This window comes from Mesorhizobium sp. M0862 (assembly GCF_040319795.1).
Lineage (GTDB): Bacteria > Pseudomonadota > Alphaproteobacteria > Rhizobiales > Rhizobiaceae > Mesorhizobium.
Genome location: NZ_JAMYOJ010000021.1, coordinates 1 through 17,141, shown reverse-complemented (window position 1 = coordinate 17,141; position 17,141 = coordinate 1). Strand labels below are relative to the sequence as shown.

General features: G+C 63.7%; 9 protein-coding genes and 1 pseudogene. 5 read left to right on the top strand and 5 right to left on the bottom strand.

Going from position 1 to position 17,141, the window contains the following annotated elements:
- Positions 1–10: 10 nt before the first annotated feature.
- Positions 11–2,380 (top strand): trimethylamine N-oxide demethylase, encoded by a 2,370-nt coding sequence (locus NKI15_RS25575; RefSeq protein WP_023701513.1) that lies wholly within the window; start codon positions 11–13, stop codon positions 2,378–2,380.
- Positions 2,381–2,686: 306 nt separating this feature from the next.
- Positions 2,687–4,396 carry a trimethylamine N-oxide permease gene (locus tag NKI15_RS25570; protein WP_023684441.1) on the top strand — a complete coding sequence of 570 codons (1,710 nt, stop codon included), beginning with the start codon at positions 2,687–2,689 and terminating at the stop codon, positions 4,394–4,396.
- A gap of 62 nt (positions 4,397–4,458) precedes the next feature.
- Here NKI15_RS25570 and NKI15_RS25565 read toward each other — a convergent pair whose 3' ends face one another.
- The 5 genes from NKI15_RS25565 to NKI15_RS25545 all read right to left on the bottom strand — a co-directional run bounded on the left by NKI15_RS25565 (position 4,459) and on the right by NKI15_RS25545 (position 13,073).
- Positions 4,459–5,814, bottom strand: coding sequence for an LLM class flavin-dependent oxidoreductase (locus NKI15_RS25565; protein ID WP_352514459.1), 1,356 nt, complete (start codon positions 5,812–5,814; stop codon positions 4,459–4,461).
- A gap of 275 nt (positions 5,815–6,089) precedes the next feature.
- Entirely contained in the window at positions 6,090–9,227 is a 3,138-nt protein-coding gene (locus tag NKI15_RS25560) for an efflux RND transporter permease subunit (RefSeq protein WP_023729265.1), read from the bottom strand.
- Positions 9,228–9,475: 248 nt separating this feature from the next.
- A complete protein-coding gene (locus NKI15_RS25555; RefSeq protein ID WP_031243088.1) occupies positions 9,476–10,615 on the bottom strand; it encodes an efflux RND transporter periplasmic adaptor subunit in 1,140 nt (379 codons plus the stop codon).
- A 58-nt stretch (positions 10,616–10,673) separates the two neighbouring features.
- Positions 10,674–11,279: a TetR/AcrR family transcriptional regulator gene (locus NKI15_RS25550; protein ID WP_023668564.1), complete on the bottom strand. Its 606-nt coding sequence runs from the start codon at positions 11,277–11,279 to the stop codon at positions 10,674–10,676.
- Between the two features lie 153 nt (positions 11,280–11,432).
- A complete protein-coding gene (locus NKI15_RS25545) occupies positions 11,433–13,073 on the bottom strand; it encodes an acyl-CoA synthetase (protein WP_023684444.1) in 1,641 nt (546 codons plus the stop codon).
- A 190-nt stretch (positions 13,074–13,263) separates the two neighbouring features.
- Here NKI15_RS25545 and NKI15_RS25540 point away from each other — a divergent pair, with 190 nt between their 5' ends.
- The 3 genes and pseudogenes from NKI15_RS25540 to NKI15_RS25530 all read left to right on the top strand — a co-directional run.
- Positions 13,264–14,235, top strand: a complete 972-nt coding sequence (locus NKI15_RS25540) for a sugar-binding transcriptional regulator (protein WP_023696641.1) — start codon at positions 13,264–13,266, stop codon at positions 14,233–14,235.
- Positions 14,236–14,329: 94 nt separating this feature from the next.
- Positions 14,330–16,384 carry a bifunctional aldolase/short-chain dehydrogenase gene (locus NKI15_RS25535; protein WP_352887330.1) on the top strand — a complete coding sequence of 685 codons (2,055 nt, stop codon included), beginning with the start codon at positions 14,330–14,332 and terminating at the stop codon, positions 16,382–16,384.
- A 234-nt stretch (positions 16,385–16,618) separates the two neighbouring features.
- Positions 16,619–16,877 (top strand): annotated as a pseudogene (locus NKI15_RS25530) (D-alanine--D-alanine ligase A); the annotation flags it as partial.
- Positions 16,878–17,141: the final 264 nt, after the last annotated feature.

The following is a 17,141-nucleotide window of genomic DNA, read 5'->3' as shown; positions in this document are numbered from 1 at the left end:
CAAGGCTGAGATGAGCCAGTCGCCCTACCCTTCAGTGACAGCCGGGCCGCCCCGGCCAAGCCTCATCCTGCGGCCCGGCCAGATCGCGCTGCCGCCGGGCATGGAGCGGTATGCGGCCCCCGGTAACGGCGCGGTGCTGATCGATATCGAGGCCGGCGATACATTTGCCATCCGCAATGTCGAGGGCGGCCAGGCCTGCGAGCTTTTGGCCTGGGACAAGTCAGGCGCCACCGACCCCGCCATCTTCGGCGAAAAGTCCAATAGCAATGCCGCCGGGATCAAGGCGCTATTGGCCGAGGGCGACGATAGCCTCGCTTCCGTGCGCCGCGGACTCGAGCGCCGCCAGGTGCAGCTTGACCAGGCCAAGGCGGTGCGCGTCTTCGGCGGCGCCACGCCGGCAGGCACCGAGCAGGCCTTCACCGTCGCGCGCGATGGCGGCTTGCTGATTGCAGCGCCTAGCGGGCCGATGCTGGTCGACGGCCACGACACGGCAACGCCGCTCACCGTCATGGTGCGCCGCGCCACCGTGCGCCTGAAGACAAAGTCGCAGCTGGCCGATCCGCTTGCCGATCCGGTGCTCGATCTGCGCGTCCATTCGGCGACAGCCGAACCCTATTTCGTCAAGGCGGGCGACTACCTGCAGATCATCGATGTCGACGGCCGCCAGTGCACCGATTTCCAGTGCTTCTCGGCGCGCAAGCTGGACAAGGGGCTGGACCATCCGCTCGACGTAACGACCACGCGCACGCTGATGGGGTCGAGCTACCCGATGCCCGGCCTTCACTCGAAATATTACGACCAGGACATGGAGCCGTTGGTCGAGGTTATCCAGGACACATGCGGCCGGCATGACGCGTTCGCGCTGGCGTGTGCCGCCAAATATTACGACGACATCGGCTATCCCGGCCACACCAACTGCTCGGAGAATTTCAACCGCGCGCTGGCCGACAAGGGTGTCACCCCACGTGCCGGCTGGATGGCGATCAACTTCTTCTTCAACACGGCGATCGACGCCCATGGCGTCATGGTGTCGGATGAGCCGTGGTCGCGCGCCGGCGACTATGTCCTGCTCAGGGCGCTCACCGACATCGTCTGCGTCTCCTCCGCCTGTCCCGACGACACGACACCGGCCAATGGCTGGAACCCGACCGACATCCATGTGCGAACCTATTCCGGCCAACACAAATTCTCGCGAGCGATCGCCAGACGCATGACGCCCGATTCGGAACCGAAAATGACCCGCGAGACCGCCTTCCATTCAAGCTTCGCCAAGCACACCCGCAACTTCGTGGAATACCGGGGTTATTGGCTGGCCAATTCCTTCGCCAAGGAAGGCGCCATCGCCGAATACTGGGCCTGCCGGCAGGATGCCGTGATCATGGACCTGTCGCCGTTGCGCAAGTTCGAGGTCACCGGCCCGGATTCCGAGGCGCTGCTGCAATACACGCTGACCCGCGACGTCAAGAAGCTCGGCGTCGGCCAGGTCGTCTATTCCGCCATGTGCTACGAGCATGGCGGCATGATCGACGACGGCACGCTGCTGCGGCTCGGCAAGGACAATTTCCGTTGGGTCGGCGGCGACGACCTGTCCGGCGAATGGCTGCGCGACACCGCGAAAAAGCTTGGCCTCAACGTGCTGGTGCGTTCCTCCACCGATCAGATGCACAATGTCGCTGTCCAAGGGCCGAAGAGCCGTGACATTTTGCGAGAGGTGGTCTGGACCTCGCCGCTGCAACCGTCGATCGACGAACTCGAATGGTTCCGCTTCGCTGTCGCGCGCATCGGCGGCGGCAATGGCATTCCGGTCGTGGTGTCGCGCACCGGTTATACCGGCGAGCTCGGCTACGAAATCTGGTGCCACCCACGCGACGCCGAAAAAGTGTTCGATGCCATCTGGGAGGCCGGCCAGCCGCACGGGCTGAAGCCGATGGGCCTGCAGGCACTCGACATGGTGCGCATCGAAGCCGGGCTGATCTTCGCCGGTTACGAATTCTCCGACCAGACCGACCCGTTCGAGGCGGGCATTGGCTTCACCGTACCGTTGAAGGCCAAGACCGACGATTTCATCGGCCGCGAGGCTCTGATAAGGCGCAAGGAACATCCGCAGCACAAGCTCGTTGGCCTCGACATCGACAGCAATGTCGCCGTCGGCCATGGGGATTGCGTCCATATCGGCCGCGCCCAGATCGGTGTCGTCACCTCGGGCATGCGCTCGCCGGTGCTGAACAAAAACATCGCTCTGGCGAGGCTTGACGTCACCCACGCGGCAATCGGCACAGAGGTGGAGATCGGCAAGCTCGACGGTCATGCCAAGCGGCTGCCGGCGCGCGTCGTGGCCTTCGCCCACTACGATCCGCAAAAGACCAGGCCGCGATCCTGAGGGTTGCACCCCCGGCCCTTCGCAGGCTCAGGGCGTTCGAAGCTCGAAAGCAATTGGCTTTCCGTCCGCTACCGCGGACCGCTTCTCACCCCACAAGGGGAGAAGGACAAAGCGAGCGTTTCGCAACCGTGATGTGCACGACGCCACAAATCACTTGACGTGAAAGCGCGCCGGATCAATCTTCACTGTTAAGAAAAAAATACGACTGAGTGGAAACACTGGAGTCGTGCGGTCATGTACCGGGGAACAAGCTTCGCGAAGCCGAGGCATCACCGGCCGGGAACACAAAATGGGGAATTCAGACAGATGAGCACGATTACCACTGCCCTGGAGCAGCCCGCTGAAGGCAAGCTGCTCCGCAACATCGACTGGCGCGGCGCCTTCTGGGTGGCGAGCGGCGTTCCTGCCCTTGTCCTGTTTTCGATCGGCGGCATTGCCGGAACGACGGGAACGCTGGCCTTCGGGATCTGGATCGCTTCCATGATCATGGGCTTCCTGCAATCCTTCACCTATGCCGAGATCGCCGGCCTGTTCCCGAACAAGTCGGGCGGCGCCTCGATCTACGGCGCCACCGCCTGGCTGCGTTATTCCAAGTTCATCGCGCCGCTGTCGGTGTGGTGCAACTGGTTCGCCTGGTCGCCGGTGCTGTCGCTGGGCTGCTCGATCGCCGCCGCCTATATTCTCAACGCGCTGGCGCCGGTGCCGCTGTTCACCGAGGCGTCGCCGGACGTCGTCGCCTATATCGCGGCGCATGCCGGAACGGTGCCTGCCGACGCCATCGCCGCGGTGACCGCGGCGGCCACGCCGGCGATCCGCAACTGGACGCTGTTCAGCCACACGCTAGGTCCTGTCTCCTTCACCCTCAATGCCACTTTCTTCATCGGCGCGGTGCTGATGCTGATCATCTTCTCGATCCAGCATCGCGGCATTCTCGGCACCGCCAATGTGCAGAAGTATATCGGCCTCCTGGTCATCATCCCGATGCTGATCGTCGGTGTCGTGCCGATCGTCACCGGCCAGATCAACTGGGCGAACTTTTCGCCGCTGGTGCCGCTGGCGGCGGCTTACGCGCCGGAGCCCGGCTCGTGGAACATTGCCGGCTGGACGCTGGTGCTGGGCGGCATGTTCATCGCCGCATGGTCGACCTATGGTTTTGAGACCGCCGTCTGCTACACATCGGAGTTCAAGAACCCGGGCACCGACACGTTCAAGGCGATTTTCTATTCCGGCCTGCTCTGCATGCTTCTGTTCATCCTGGTGCCCTTCACCTTCCAGGGCGTGCTGGGCCTCAACGGCATGCTGGCGACGCCGATCGTCGACGGCTCGGGTGTCGCCGATGCACTGGCCGGCATGGTCGGGGGTGGCGCATTGATCCACAGCCTCTTGGTGATGCTGATGATCCTGGCGCTGGTGCTGTGCATCATGACGGCAATGGCCGGCTCGTCGCGCACGCTCTACCAGGGCTCGGTCGATGGCTGGCTGCCGCGCTATCTCAGCCACGTCAACGAGCATGGCGCGCCGACGCGCGCCATGTGGACCGATCTCGTCTTCAACCTGATCGTGCTGGCCATCGCCTCGGCCGACGCGACGAGCTTCTTCTTCATCCTCGCCGTGTCGAACTGCGGCTACATCATCTTCAACTTCCTCAACCTCAATGCCGGCTGGATCCACCGCATCGACAACGGCCACATCAACCGGCCTTGGAAGGCGCCGAGCTGGCTGCTCGGCCTCGGCGCCATCTTCGCCTATGTAAACGCCATCTTCATGGGCGCCGGCGCCAAGGTGTGGAACCCGATGGCGCTCTGGGCCGGCCTGATCACAGCCGCCTTGATCATCCCGGTGTTCTGCTACCGGCACTACGTCCAAGACAAGGGCAAGTTCCCCGACCACATGCTGGCCGACCTCGGCATGGCGGGCGCAGACCTCTCGGTCAAAAAGGCAGGCATGCTGCCCTACCTGACGCTGGTCGCCGGCGTGGTGGTGATGCTGCTCGCCAACTGGTACTTCGTCATCTGAAAGTGATGGCTTGAAAAGAATGGGCGCGCTTCGGCGCGCCTGTTTCTTTTTATGGCAGGACGTCAGCCGGCCTTGCGAATGGCCCCTTCGGAGCCTTCGAAGAACCGGTTCGGCGGCCGCTTCAGGCCGAGATTCTCGCGCAAGGTGGTGCCCTCATACTCGCGCCGGAAGAGCTTTCGCCGCTGCAGCTCGGGCACCACCTTCTCGGCGAAGTCGTCGAGCCCGGCTGGCAGATAGGGGAACATGACGTTGAAGCCGTCTGACCCTTCGGCAAACAGCCATTCCTCCATCGAATCGGCGATGGTTTTCGGCGTGCCGACGAAAGCAAGGCCGGAATAGCCGCCGAGCCGCTGCGCCAGCTGGCGGACGGTCAAAGTCTCTCGGCGCGCCAGCTCGATGACGCGCTCACGGCCGCTCTTCGAGGCATTGGTCTCGGGGATTTCGGGCAGGGGCGCGTCGGGATCGAAGCCGGATGCGTCGTGCCCTAGCGCGATCGACAGCGAGGCAATGCCGCTCTCGTAATAGACCAGGCTGTCGAGCTTGGCGCGTTTGGCCTGTGCTTCCTCGACACTGTCGCCGACGATGACGAAGGCGCCGGGCAGGATCTTGATGTCGTCGCGCGAACGGCCGAGCTTCTCGGCCCGGCTTTTGACATCGGCAAAGAAGCGCTGCCCGGCCGCCAGATCGGAATGGGCGGCGAAGATCACCTCCGCCGTTTCGGCTGCCAGCTGCCGCCCGGCCTCAGACGCGCCGGCCTGGACGATGACCGGCCAGCCCTGCACCGGCCGCGCAATGTTGAGCGGGCCGCGCACCGAGAGATGCTCACCCTTATGGTCGAGCACATGCAGCTTCGCGGGATCGAAATAGAGCCCGCTCTCGGCGTCGCGGATGAAGGCGTCGTCGGCAAAGCTGTCCCAGAGGCCGGTCACCACATCGTAGAATTCCCGCGCATTGTGATAGCGCTCGTCGTGCTCGACATGCTCGTCGAGGCCGAAGTTCAGCGCGGCGTCGGGATTGGATGTGGTGACGATGTTCCAGCCGGCGCGGCCGCCGCTGATATGGTCGAGCGAGGCGAAGCGACGGGCAATGTGATAGGGCGCGTCGAAGGTCGTCGATGCGGTGGCGACAAGGCCGATATGATCAGTGACGGCGGCGAGCGCCGACAGCAGCGTGAACGGCTCGAACGAGGTCACCGTGTGGCTGCGCCGTAGCGCCTCGATCGGCATGTTGAGAACGGCCAGATGGTCGGCCATGAAGAAGGCGTCGAACTTCGCCGCCTCAAGCGTCTGCGCGAAGCGCTTCAGATGGGCGAAGTTGAAGTTGGCATCGGGATATGAGCCGGGATAGCGCCAGGCCCCGGTGTGAAGACTGACCGGACGCATGAAGGCGCCGAGCCGCAATTGCTTATTGTCTACCATGGGATGATCACCTGATGCGAATGAGCGTTGCCGCTCCGATATGTAAGCAGGATCGGACGGCTTTGCCGTCCTGGAAAGGAATTCTGTTTTGCAAAACCGGCGCCGCGAAGCATTTTCATACAGGTGGCCGTTCAACCTATTTTGATGAACCCGCCTGGTGTTGAGATACTTGCCTGGGTGCTCGGTGCCACCGGCAAGGAGAAAGCCAGAACGCCGCACGTCAAGCGTACGGCGTTCCAGCATTTTCCAAGGAAGATCCTGTGCCCCAGCAGCGCCTACTCGGCGGCCAGCGCCAGTGGCGGCCTGTCATTGTCCTGCACCGCCTCATCAGCCGGCTTCCTGCCTTTCTTCGGCTCGCGGCCGAAGAACAGCGCGTAGCCTGCCGGCAGCACCAGGATGGTGAGTACGGTGGCGACGAGGATGCCGCCCATCATGGCGTAGGCGAGCGGTCCCCAGAACACCGCACGCGAGATTGGGATCAGCGCCAGCACCGCCGTCATCGCCGTCAGCACGATTGGCCGGAAACGGCGCACGGCCGAGCCGATGATGGCCTCCGATCGGTCCATCCCCCTGGCGATGTCCTGATCGATCTGGTCGACCAGGATAATCGAGTTGCGCATGATGATGCCGAGCAGCGCGATGACACCGAGGATGGCGACGAAGCCGAACGGCGCGCCGCTGATCAACAGAGCCGCCGCCGCACCGATGATGCCGAGCGGACCGGTGGCGAGCACGAGCATCGCCTTGCCGAAATGCTGCAGCTGGATCATCAGGAGCACGACGATGACGGCCAGCATGATCGGCGCCTTGGCGGCAATCGAGGCCTGGCTTTCGGCGGAATCTTCCGCACCGCCCTGGATCTCGATCTTGTAGCCGGGCGCCAGGCCGGCGCGCATGCCCTGCATGTCATTGTAGAGCTTGGTGACGACGTCGTTCGACTGCACGCCATCCGGCAGCGTGGCGCGCACCGAGATGGTCGGCAGGCGGTCGCGCCGCCATTCGACGCCCTGCTCGAGCACCGGCACCACCTTGGCCACCTGCGACAGCGGCACGAAGCCGCCGAAATCGGTCGGGATATAGACCGAGTCGACCGAGGACAGCAGGCTGCGGCTGGCGTCCGGTTCGCGGGCGACGATGGAAACCGTCTCCTCGCCATCACGGAAGTCATCGAGCGGCGCGCCGGACATCGCTGCCTGCAGCATCTGGCGGATGCGTTGCGAGGTGACGCCAAGAGCACGGGCGCGGTCCTGGTCGATGATCAGCTTCATCGCCGGTACCGGCTCCAGCCAGTCGTCATGGACGGCGCCGAGCAGCGGATTTTCGGCGAATTTCGCCTTCACCTGGTCGGCGATGCGGCGCACCTCCTGGCGGTCCGGACCCATGATGCGCATCTGCACCGGCCAGCCGGTCGGCGGGCCGAGGAACAGACGGTCGACCTTGGAACGGATCGAGGGGAAATCCTGCGCCAGGATTGAGCGCAGCTTGAGGATCAGCCGCTCGCGTGCCGGCTCGTCATTGGCCATCACCAGAAGCTGCGCATAGTTCGGATTGCGCAATTGCTGGTCGAGCGGCAGGAAGAAGCGCGGCGCGCCTTCGCCGATATAGGTGGCGATGAAGCGCTTGTCCTTGTCGTCCATCATCCGGGCTTCCAGCGCCTTGGCCTGCGTCTCGACTTCCTTGATCGAGGTTCCCTCAGGCAACCAGAGATCGACGAGGATTTCCGGCCGCGAGGATTGCGGGAAGAAGTTTTGTGGGATGAACTGGAACGCCCACAGGCTGGTGGCGAAGGTGACCAGCGTCATCACCAGAACGATGATGCGGTGGCGCACCGCCCAGCCGACCGTGGCGCGCAGCCGCCGGTAGAAGCCGGTGTCGAAGGCGTCATGATGGTTGCCGGCATGCTTGCGCTGCTTGAGGATCATGTAGCCCAGCCACGGCGTGAAATAGACGGCGACGAACCACGACACGACGAGCGCGATGCCGACGACATAGAACAGCGTGCGCACATATTCGCCTGCGGTCGAGGCGGCGAAGCCGACCGGGATGAAGCCGGCGATGGTGATCAGCGTGCCGCTCAGCATCGGGAAGGCGGTCGAGGAATAGGCGAAGCTCGCCGCATCGATCTTGACCAGCCCCTCTTCCAGCTTGCGCTCCATCATCTCGACGACGATCATGGCGTCGTCGACCAACAGCCCGAGCGCGATGATCAGGGCGCCGAGCGAAATGCGCTGCAGATCGATGCCGAGCTCGTACATGATGGCGAAGGTGGCGGCCAGCACCAGCGGAATGGCAATGGCGATGACCAGGCCGGAACGCCAGCCGATCGACAGCAGCGAGACAGCAAGCACGATCAGCAGCGCCTCGCCGAGCGCCTCCATGAACTCGTTGACGGCGTCCTTGACAACCTCGGGCTGGTTGGAAATCTGGTCGACCGCAACGCCGTAGGGCAGCGCTTCCTCAAAGCGCTTGTAGGTCGCCTCGACATCCGTGCCGACGTCCCTGACGTTAAAACCCTTGGCCATGACGACGCCGACCTGGACGCTTTCGTGGCCGTTGAAGCGGTACTTGCGCTGATAGGGATCTTCGAGACCGGAACTCACGGTGGCAATATCGCCAAGACGTGTCACCTGACCACCGGCGCGCAGGCGCAATTCCCTGATGTCGGCAGCCCTGGTGACATCGCCCTCGACCGAGATGCGCACCGAGCGCAGGCCGGTGTCGACGGAGCCCGCCGGATCGACATTGTTCTGGCCCTTGATGGCGTTCTGCAGGTCGGTCAGCGTCAGGCCGCGTTCGGCCAGGGCCTTGGACGAGACGTCGATATAAAGCTTCTCCGGCTGGTCGCCGATGATGACGGCCTTCTCGACGCCCGGCGTCGTCAGCAGCATGTCGCGAGCCTGGGTGGCGAATTTCTTCAGCTCCGGATAGCTGTAGCCGTCGCCGCCGATCGAGTGCAGGGTGATGAAGGTGTCGCCGAACTCGTCGTTGAAATAGGGCCCGAGCAGGCCTTGCGGCAGGTCGCCGGAGATGTCGCCAACCTTCTTGCGCACCTGGTAGAAGGCGTCCTTCACCTCCTCTGCATTGGTGTCGCCCTTGATCTGGACGGTGATGATGGCGCTGCCGGCGCGGGTGTAGGAACGGACGAAGTCGAGGTGCGGCGTTTCCTGCAGCTTGCGCTCGATCTTGTTGACGACCTGGTCTTCCATCTCCTGGATCGAGGAGCCCGGCCAGATCGCCTGGACGACCATGACGCGGAAAGTGAAATCGGGGTCTTCCTTCTGGCCCATGCGCATCAGGCCGAGCGCGCCGGCAATGATGATCAGACCGAACAGGAAGCGCGCGATCGAGGGATGGCCGATGGCCCAGCGCGAAAGATTGAAAGGCTGCTTTTCAGTGCTGTCGGTGGTGGTCATCGGCGTCAGTCCAATTCGTTGATCGTGCGCGCATGCGCTTTGCATGCAGCTAGGATATTCCGATGCTGGCTTCCGGGCGGCGAGGCTTTCCGAGCGGAGAGACACTCATCGCGGTGGGACGCGCGGATCGATGCGGGGGAACTCGATCTTGGCGTCTCGACCATCGGGCGCTCGCCGCCCGGAAACCCTGAATTCGCTTGCCCAGCCCTTTCGCCGAAGCGACGATCAAGCCGGCTTCATGCCTGCGGTCAGCGCAGGGCCTTTGCGGCATCGCCTTCCGCAGAGGCGGCCTGGACCGCATCGCCGGCCAGCTTGACTTTGAGATTCTCGGTCATGAACTGGGTGCCGGCGGCAACGACGACATCCCCCGGCTTGAGCCCGTCGGCGACGCTGACGCCGTCGGCGGTGAACTCCGCAACCTTGACCAGGCGCTCGTGCACCGTCTCGCCGGCGCGGTCGACGGTCCAGACAATCTTGCGACCATCCTTTTCCGCAAGCGCGCTGAGCGGGATCGACACCATCTCCTGCTTCTTGGCCACCGAGGCCTCGATGTTGGCGGTCATGCCGAGCAGCACGCGCGGGTCGTCGGGCAGCGAGACGCGGACGGCAAAGGTGCGCGACTGCTGGTCGGCGCTGCCGGCGACTTCACGCACTTTGCCGGAGAGCGCCAGCGCGTCATCGGACCAGAAGCTGGCCTTGACGTCCTTTCCCGGCTTGAAGGCGGCGATGTCCATTTCGGGAACCGCGATCAGCACTTCCTTTTCGCCGTCGACGGCAACGGTCATCACAGGCGTTCCGGCGCCGACCACCTGGCCGACATCGGCCGAGACCGCCGTGACGATGCCGTTCTCGCTCGCCTTGAGATCGGTGTAGACGACCTGGTTCTGCGCCTGGGCAAGGGTAGAGCGGGCGGCATCGCGCGTCGCTACCGCCTGGTTGTAGCTCAGCGTCGCCTGTTCGAGCTGCGACTTGGAGGTGAAGTTCTTGGCAAAAAGCTGTTCGGCGCGCTTGCGGGACAGATCGACCGTCTCGACCTGCCGCTCGGCGGCGTCGAGGCTGGCCTTGGCGCTCTTGACCGACAACTCATAGTCCGTGGGATCGATACGGGCTAGCACATCGCCTGTCGTCACATGCTGGCCGATGTCGACCAGACGCTCAGTGACCTTGCCCGAGATGCGAAAGCCGAGGTTCATTTCGGTACGGGCTCGCACCGAGCCGGAATAGGTGAGTTCGCGACTCTTTTCGGCCTGGCCGATCTCGACCACCTTGACCGGACGGATGATGTCCTGGACCTCGGTCTTCTCCTGGCTGCAGGCGGCGAGCCCGAGCGTGGCGACGATCAGGCCGGCGACCGGCAGCTTGCGGATGATGGAACTGGACAAAGACACTTTCGTACTCCCGACTGGAGATGAACGGTCGACACCGGCGCCCGGCGGGCGGCGGCTATTACTTCAGAGCCTTGATCGCGTAATCGATGAGATCGTCGGGCATCGCCCGATTGGTCTTGGCAAGGCACTGCGCCACCATTTGCGGGTGGCACAGAATGACGGTGGCGGCGCCGAAGCAGCGCGATGCGATGACCGGATCCTGGTCGGCAAACTCGCCGGCCTCGATGCCCTCGCGGATGACCTCGGCAAACAGGTCGTGAATGCTGTCGATATGCTTGTCGATGACGCCCCAGTCGCGCTCGAGCGCGACGATGACCATTTCGTGGACCTTCTGGTCGTCGAGCATGACTTCCAGCGTCATCTTGTACTGCGCATGTACGTAGCGGCGCAGCCGCTCCTCGGCGCTGATCGGCAACCGGGAAATCTCGTAGGCCATGTTGTAGCTGGCGAGGAGCATGCGGCCGCAGACGGCCTGGTGGATTTCGACCTTGGAGGCGAAGAAACGGTAGATATTGGCCGGCGACATGCCGAGTTCGCGGGCGATGTCGGCGACATTGGTCTTGCCGTAACCATAGTGCCGGAACAGGCGTTCGGCACAGTCGAGAATGCGGGTGACATTCTCCTGGCGGGTGGAGTCGGCCATTATGCTGGCGGCTTCGGACATGGCTCTCTGTCGATTTATGAGTGACGAATTTCAACTTTCGTCAGTCGTAAATCGAAAAGAGGGAAGTGTCAATGCGAATTCGACGTACGCGTATAATTTGGTGACAGAGGGTGTGCGCGAACTCGACCTTGCGCGTGCCGTTGCGCTCTGGAACTAAGATCCCTTCGCCATTTCCCGCAGCTGAAACTTCTGGATCTTCCCCGTCGATGTCTTCGGGATCTCGGCAAAAATCACCGCCTTCGGCACCTTGAAGCGGGCGAGCAGCGCGCGGCAGTGTTCGATGATCTCGGCCTCGCTTGCCACCTTGCCGGGCTTCAGCTCGACATAGGCGACCGGCACCTCGCCCCATTTGTCGTCTGCCTTGGCGACGACGCCGCAGGACGCCACGGACGGGTGTTTGTAGAGGGCTTCCTCGACCTCGATCGATGAAATGTTCTCGCCGCCGGAGATGATGATGTCCTTGGAGCGGTCCTTGAGCTGGATGTAGCCGTCGGGATGCATGACGCCGAGGTCGCCGGAGTGGAACCAGCCGCCGGCGAAAGCCTCGTCGGTCGCCTTCCTGTTCTTCAGATAGCCCTTCATGACGATGTTGCCGCGGAACATGACCTCGCCGATGGTCTCGCCGTCGGCCGGCGTCTTCTGCATCGTCTCCGCGTCCATCACCGTCAGGCCTTCGAGTGCGGCATAGCGCACGCCCTGCCTGGCCTTTCTGGCGCTGCGTTCGCCCTTGTCGAGACCGTCCCAGGCGGTGTGCCATTCGTTGACGACCGCCGGGCCATAGGTCTCGGTCAGGCCGTAGAGATGGGTGACGGCAAAGCCGGCATCGGCCATGCCTGACAGCACGGCTTCCGGCGGCGGCGCGGCAGCGGTGTTGAAGGTAACGGTCTGCGGGAAGTGGCGCTTGTCCTCATCGCTGGCGTTGATGAGCACCGACATGACGACCGGCGCACCGCAAAGATGTGTGACGCCGTGGTCGGCGATGGCATCGTAGATCGGCTTCGGCCGCACCCAGCGCAGGCAGACATGGGTGCCGGCCTGGACGGCCATTGTCCATGGGAAGCACCAACCATTGCAGTGGAACATCGGCAGCGTCCACAGATAGACGGCGTGCTTGGCCATGCCGGCATGGATGGTGTTGGTGTAAGCCATCAGGGCAGCGCCGCGATGGTGGTAGACGACGCCCTTCGGATTGCCTGTCGTGCCGGAGGTGTAGTTGAGCGAGATGGCGTCCCATTCGTCGTCGGGCATCGACCAGGCGTAGCCCTGGTCACCGCCGGCGACGAACGCCTCATAGTCGATCGCGCCGATGCGCTCGCCCTTGGGATAGGGTGCATCGGCGGCATAGTCGGGATCGTCATAGTCGATGACCAGCGGCTTCACCTTGGCCAGTGCCAGTGCCTGTTTGACGACAGCAGCGAATTCGCGGTCGACGATGAGCACCTTGGTCTCGGCATGGTCGAGCTGGAACGCGATGACGGCGGCATCGAGCCTTGTGTTGAGCGAATGCAGCACCGCTTTGGCCATCGGCACGCCGAAATGCGCCTCCAGCATGGGGGGCGTGTTGGACAGCATGACGGTCACCGTATCACCCTTGCCGATGCCGCGCTTCGACAGAGCCGAGGCGAGCTTCAGCGAGCGCTGCCAGAAGGTGCGATAGGTGATGCGCTGGCTGCCATGGATGATGGCGACATGATCGGGATAGGTGCTTGCCGCCCGCTCCAGATAGGTGAGCGGCGTCAGCGGCTGATGGTTGGCGGCGTTCTTGCCGAGATCCTGCTCGTAGGGACTGCCCATCCCGTGCTCCCCGAATTTTCATTGTTGAGAACTTCTAACCACAGCTTCCCGCCACGTCACCATCGGCGATTCCCGACCGGGCACATTTGGCGCAATGATCGTCCAGATTCGATGGGCAAAGAGGTATCGTGTACCCACGCCAGTTTGACTTTTGTCGAGAGCCGTGAATAATGTCAGCCGAGGAGACGGCATGGCGATCCGACCGGCAGAACAGCTTATCCACAAGGCCGCATGGCTCTATTATGCCCATGGCCTGCGCCAGGACCAGGTCGCCAGCCAGCTTAACATCTCCCGCGCCTCGGTCGCCATGTATTTGCGCAAGGCGCGCGAGACCGGCATCGTCAACATCTCGACCTCGACGCAGCTGTTCACCGACGACGTGCTTGCGCGCCAGCTCGAGGACGCGCTCAAGCTTGATGCGGTGTGGATCGCGCCGGAGAATGCCTATGTCGTCGACCCTTCGACGGACGTTGCGGTGCTGGCGGCGGGCGTCTTTCTCGAACTGGTCAAGAAGGGCGACCGGATCGGCGTCGCCTGGGGCCGCACCGTCTACACTATCGCCGACGTCATGTCCTATGCCGACCTGCAGGACGTCACCGTTGTGCAGCTCTGCGGCAATCTCGGCGCGCCCTACTCCTACCGTCCCGACCAGTGCACGATGGAGATCGCCCGGCGGCTCAACGCCAAGGGCCTCAATTTCTACGCGCCGCTGGTGCTGACAACGGAATTGCTGGCGCATGGGCTGCGCGCCGAACCGGTGATCCGCGAACAACTGGCCGATATTGCCAACTGCGATCTGGCGCTCTATTCGGTCGGCACCGTCGACGCCGACAGCCATGTCGTCAAATGCGGCGCGCTCAGCCCCGGCGAGATGGGGCTGTTGCGCGAAGCGGGCGCCGCCGGCGTCGTTGCCGGCCAGATCATCGATGCCGCCGGCAAGGCGCTCGACTGCAGCTACAACCGCCGCGTCATCTCGGCCTCGCTGTCGTCACTGCGCCAGATCGAAAAGCGGCTGATGGTGGTGCAGGAAGACAGCAAGTTCGAACCGCTGCTCGCCGCGCTCGCCGGCGGGCTCTGCACGCATCTCGTCGTCGGCGCCAGCATGGCGCGGCGGCTGCTCGACCATGCCGGAGCCAGTGCGGGGGCAAAAAAGGCTTCCTGACCAACGAAATCCCAGCAGCCGGCGCATTGTCATCAAGGCGTCGCGGTACTCCTGTTCACAGCAACATCAAAGACAGCAAAGCGGACATAGCGACATGAAGAACCTTTGGAATGACGACGACGCGGAAAGACTGGTGGCCGACTATGCGAAAAAGGGCGTGGCCCGCGACCTCGCGTTGCGCGTCTACACCACCCGGCTGCTCGGCGGCGAGCCGCGGCTGGTGCTGCATGGCGGCGGCAACACTTCCTGCAAGACCAAGGCCACAGACCTCGTCGGCGACGAATGGGACGTGCTGTGCGTCAAGGGCAGCGGCTGGGACATGGGCGTGATCGAGCCGCAAGGCCTGCCGGCGGTCAAGCTCGGCGCGCTGCTGAAGGCGCGTGCGCTGGCCAGCCTCGCCGACGAGGACATGGTGGCGCTGCAGCGGGCGAACCTCATCGACCCCGCCTCCCCCAATCCATCGGTCGAGACGCTGCTGCACGCCTTCCTGCCGCATAAATTCGTCGACCACACGCATTCGACCGCGATCCTCGCCATCGTCGACCAGGCGGACAGCAAGGCGCTGATCAAGACCGTGTTCGGCGACAAGATGGGGTACGTGCCCTATATCAAGCCCGGCTTCGACCTCGCCAAGGTGGCCGCCGATGTCTACGACGCCGACCCCAGCGTCGAAGGCCTGATCCTCGACAAGCATGGCATCTTCACCTTCGGCGACGATGCGAAGCAGGCCTATGACCGCATGATCCATTATGTGAACGTGGCCGAAGACTATGTGGCGAAGAACGGCAAGCCGAAGCCAGCGAAAGCCGCACTGCCGGCCAAGCTCGCAACGCCGGCAGCGATCGCGCCGATGCTGCGTGGCGCGGTGGCGGTGGCGCGTGGCGAAGGCCGCTTCGACCGCATGATCAGCGATTTCCGCACTTCGGACGCCATCGTCGATTTCGTCAACTCAGCCGGCATTGCAGACTATGCCGGACGCGGCGTGTCGACGCCCGATCTGTCGATCCGCATCAAGACCGGACCGATGGCGGTTCCGGCGCCAGACGCCGACAAGGCCGGCGACTACAAGGCCGTCATCAAGAGCCATGTCGACGCCTTCGCCAACGACTATCGCGCCTATTTCGAAACCAACGATGCGCTGGACGACGTCCAGCGCACCATGCTCGACCCGATGCCGCGGCTGACGCTGGTGCCGGGCCTCGGCATGTTCGGCCATGGCCGCACGCTGAAGGATGCGAAGATCGCATCTGATGTCGGCGAGATGTGGATCGAGGCGGTGCGCGGCGCCGAGGCCGTCGGCAGTTTCCATCCTCTATCGAAGGCCGATCTCTTCCCGCTGGAGTACTGGTCGCTTGAGCAGGCCAAGCTCGCCTCCAACAAGCCGAAGCCGCTGACCGGCCAGGTGGTGCTGATCACCGGCGGCGCCGGCGCGATCGGTGCAGCGACGGCAAAACTGTTCGCCGCCAATGGCGCGCACGCCGTCGTCGTCGATCTCGATGCGGCCAGGGCGGCCGAGGCGGCAAAGGCAGCCGGCAACAATTCCATCGGCGTCGGCGCCGACATCACCAACCCGGCCGAGATGCGCGCCGCCTTTGACAAAGCTGTCGCTGTCTATGGCGGCGTCGACATTCTGGTCTCCAACGCCGGTGCCGCCTGGGAAGGCCGCATCGGCGAGCTCGACGACGCGCTGCTGCGCAAGAGTTTCGAGCTCAACTTCTTCGCCCACCAGTCGGCGGCGCAGAACGCGGTGCGCATCATGCTGGAACAGGGCACCGGCGGTGTGTTGTTGTTCAACACATCCAAGCAGGCGGTCAACCCGGGTCCGAAATTCGGCGCCTATGGTGTGCCGAAGGCGGCGACGCTGTTCCTGTCCCGGCAATATGCGCTCGACTACGGCGCGCACGGCATTCGCTCCAATGCGGTCAACGCCGACCGCATCCGCTCCGGCCTGTTGACCGACGCGATGATCGCCAGCCGTTCCGGCGCGCGCGGCGTGTCGGAGAAGGAATACATGTCGGGCAATCTGCTCGGACAGGAGGTGACGGCAGAAGACGTGGCGCAGGCCTTCCTGCATCACGCGCTGGCCGAGCGCACCACCGCCGATGTGACCACGGTCGACGGCGGCAACATCGCCGCGGCGCTACGCTGAGGATATAAAGACGTGCCCTTGGGCGGTCCGTCGTTTCACGAAAATGACGAACCGCTCCATCTCTTGGTCTTGGCGCGGTTCCAGACGGAAAATCGTTTCAACACTTTGTGCTGAAAAACTGCTTCAACCGGTCAAAATCCCACTCCAATCGTTCGCTTATTGCTCCACCAGTTTCAGGGAGCGCCTTGTGTTTCGCATGCGCGCTCCAACCCTGATCCTTGGTGGAGTTTGTCTATGGCAGCGAAAAGACTTCGTATCGGCGTGCTGTTCGGCGGGCGCTCCGCCGAGCATGAGGTTTCGCTGCTTTCGGCGACCAATGTCATGGCCGCGCTGGATCCGGCAAAATACGACGCCGTTCCGATCTTCGTCACCCGCGAGGCGCAATGGCAGCTGAGCCACTTCAAGGACGGCGCGCTGGCGACACCGTCTGATGGGACGCAGCTTTGCCTGGCTAGTGCCGGGTGGTCATGGCCGGATGCTGGCGATCCCCGCCAAGAGCTTCGTGCTTGCTGGGTCGTGCCTGTTTTTCGGCGAGTGCGCGTTTCATGAGCGCCTTCCCCCACTCCGTCGCCGCTTCGCGGCGCCACCTCTCCCCCTCCGGAGGGAGAGGAAGGGCGCCAGCTGGAATAAGGTCGCGCCTTTCCTCTCCCCCGTCGATCGGGGGAGAGGTGGAGAGGCGAGAGAGGGGGGGTGGGGGGGGGCCGCGGCGCCACTTAGCGTGGGGGTTTGGCCGAACTGCCGGGAGGGGGCGCGGGGG

Excerpts from the sequence above, each read along its gene's own strand:
- NKI15_RS25575 (WP_023701513.1), top strand. The coding sequence starts at position 11 with ATGAGCCAGTCGCCCTACCCTTCAGTGACAGCCGGGCCGCCCCGGCCA.
- NKI15_RS25570 (WP_023684441.1), top strand. The coding sequence starts at position 2,687 with ATGAGCACGATTACCACTGCCCTGGAGCAGCCCGCTGAAGGCAAGCTG.
- NKI15_RS25565 (WP_352514459.1), bottom strand. The coding sequence starts at position 5,814 with ATGGTAGACAATAAGCAATTGCGGCTCGGCGCCTTCATGCGTCCGGTC.
- NKI15_RS25560 (WP_023729265.1), bottom strand. The coding sequence starts at position 9,227 with ATGACCACCACCGACAGCACTGAAAAGCAGCCTTTCAATCTTTCGCGC.
- NKI15_RS25550 (WP_023668564.1), bottom strand. The coding sequence starts at position 11,279 with ATGTCCGAAGCCGCCAGCATAATGGCCGACTCCACCCGCCAGGAGAAT.
- NKI15_RS25545 (WP_023684444.1), bottom strand. The coding sequence starts at position 13,073 with ATGGGCAGTCCCTACGAGCAGGATCTCGGCAAGAACGCCGCCAACCAT.
- NKI15_RS25540 (WP_023696641.1), top strand. The coding sequence starts at position 13,264 with ATGGCGATCCGACCGGCAGAACAGCTTATCCACAAGGCCGCATGGCTC.
- NKI15_RS25535 (WP_352887330.1), top strand. The coding sequence starts at position 14,330 with ATGAAGAACCTTTGGAATGACGACGACGCGGAAAGACTGGTGGCCGAC.